At 35.4% G+C, this 2,350-nt stretch carries 2 protein-coding genes; both read left to right on the top strand.

Translation table 11 applies throughout. The features are described 5' to 3' along the window. Positions 1–125: 125 nt before the first annotated feature. Entirely contained in the window at positions 126–1,193 is a 1,068-nt protein-coding gene (locus tag AFK68_RS01450) for an ABC transporter permease (protein WP_094671063.1), read from the top strand. 948 nt (positions 1,194–2,141) lie between these two features. After that, a partial coding sequence (locus tag AFK68_RS37925) for a hypothetical protein (RefSeq protein WP_371357192.1) occupies positions 2,142–2,350 on the top strand: 209 nt, incomplete at its 3' end.

The following is a 2,350-nucleotide window of genomic DNA, read 5'->3' as shown; positions in this document are numbered from 1 at the left end:
GTTACAACCTATTTGAGGATTTCTATATAACTCTTTCTGGTAAGAGTCATAGTTCCCAAATCTCTCTCTTTTTCTTTTCTTCCCTACTCCCTATTCCCTATTCCCTACTCCCTAATTTGAAATCAATGAAATGGTGGAAAAATCTTAAAAAAAATCCTTTAGCAAGATTTGGTGCATTATTACTATTAATTTTTTATCTAGTAGTAATTGCTGCTGACTTTATTGCTCCTTATGATCCCTACTCATCTCAACCCAACGGTTCCCTACTACCACCTACTCAAATTTACTGGCAAAACCAAGCAGGTGAATTTATTGGACCCCACGTTTATCCCACAACTCAAGGACCAGTAGATTTAGAAACTGGACTCCGCGAGTTAAACGTAGAGTTGGATAAACCATCCCCTCTCGGTTTATTTGTCAAAGGATCGCCCTATAAACTTTTGGGTATTTTGCCCTGGGATAGACATTTATTCGGAACCACAGGTGAAGGGAAATTTAATTTATTAGGTACTGACGAACAAGCGCGAGACCAATTTAGCCGTTTACTTTTTGGCGGTAGGATTAGTTTATTTATTGGTTTAGTGGGAATTACAATTTATTTTCCTCTGGGAATGATTATTGGTGGAATTTCTGGTTACTTTGGTGGTTGGATAGATAGTATTCTGATGCGTTTCGCTGAAGTATTAATGACAATTCCAGGTATTTATTTATTGGTGGCACTTGCTGCTGTATTACCTCCTGGTTTAACCAGTGCCCAAAGATTTCTCTTAATTGTGGTCATTACTTCATTTATTAGTTGGGCAGGATTAGCTAGGGTGATTCGTGGACAAGTATTATCTATCAAAGAAAGAGAATTCGTACAAGCGGTAAGAGCGATGGGGGCGAATTCTTTTTATATTATTGTTCGTCATGTATTACCACAAACGGCAACTTATGTAATTATTTCGGCAACTTTAGCTATTCCTAGCTTTATTATCTCAGAATCAGTTTTAAGTTTGATTGGTTTAGGTATTCAACAACCTGACCCCTCCTGGGGAAATATGTTATCTTTGGCCACCAATGCTTCTATTTTAGTATTACAACCTTGGTTAGTATGGCCTCCTGCATTATTGATTATTCTGACGGTATTAGCATTTAATTTATTAGGAGATGGGTTGCGAGATGCTCTAGATCCAAGAAATTTGCAACGCTAATTTACCAATGGATAATTGATAATTAATAATGGATAATTACCTCTGGTTAAAACCGTGAGGGAATTGAATATAAGGAAATATCCTAGAACTTTTTTTCCCAAGAGAAAGGGTCGGCTAATAAAGCTGAATAATTAATAATTAGGGTTTGCTGACAGATAAAAATAACTGCCTTTTTAGGTCTGGAAAAAGTACAAACTTTTAGGTCGAAAAGGTTCAAAAAGTTAGCCTTTTATGCNCATTTAATTTATTAGGAGATGGGTTGCGAGATGCTCTAGATCCAAGAAATTTGCAACGCTAATTTACCAATGGATAATTGATAATTAATAATGGATAATTACCTCTGGTTAAAACCGTGAGGGAATTGAATATAAGGAAATATCCTAGAACTTTTTTTCCCAAGAGAAAGGGTCGGCTAATAAAGCTGAATAATTAATAATTAGGGTTTGCTGAAAAAGTCTTTGAGTAGGGGTAGGAGTCAGGAGTCGTAGGGGCGATTTCCTGCGGAATGCTGCGCAAAGGCGAATTGCCCGTATCAGGATAAATGGGAATTTAGAGGAGGTCGTCGGAAAAATTCTCCCTTAATTTTTCTTTCCTAGTCAGCATAAAAGGCTAACTTTTTGAACCTTTTCGACCTAAAAGTTTGTACTTTTTCCAGACCTAAAAAGGCAGTTATTTTTATCTGTCAATGCTTTTAGATTTAATCAGCAAGCCCTAATTATTCGGTAAAGTTTAAACTGCAAAAAAGAAGAGGAATGAATTTAGACTATGTTGACACTTTTACAAATATCAAACTCTTCAGCTATATACTCACTCCCTTGGCTCGAACAGGGAGGAATTTTAGGGATTGCAATAGTTTTAGGATTCTTTTTATATCTGTTAGTATTCTCGGTTCTAAAGTTTTTCTTTCGCCGTTCCAGCAATGAAATAGGTATTTTAACTATAAATATTTTGCAAACTCCTCTACTAATACTTTTTGTACTAATTGTTTTTAAAGTATTAAGTTACAGTTTAAACTTGTTAGAAAATTTACCTTTAATTCACAGATTATTAACAGCCGGAATTATTGTTGTAACTACTTATTTAATGAATCAGTTATTTACTCAAGTAATTGCTTATTCTCTCGGCAAATATGCAGAAAAAACAGAAGCAGACTGGGA

The sequence above is a fragment of the Hydrocoleum sp. CS-953 genome (assembly GCF_002260545.1).
Classification (GTDB): Bacteria; Cyanobacteriota; Cyanobacteriia; order Cyanobacteriales; family Microcoleaceae; genus Trichodesmium.
Note: the sequence above shows the minus strand (reverse complement) of the source record. Positions and strands in the feature narration are given on the sequence as shown.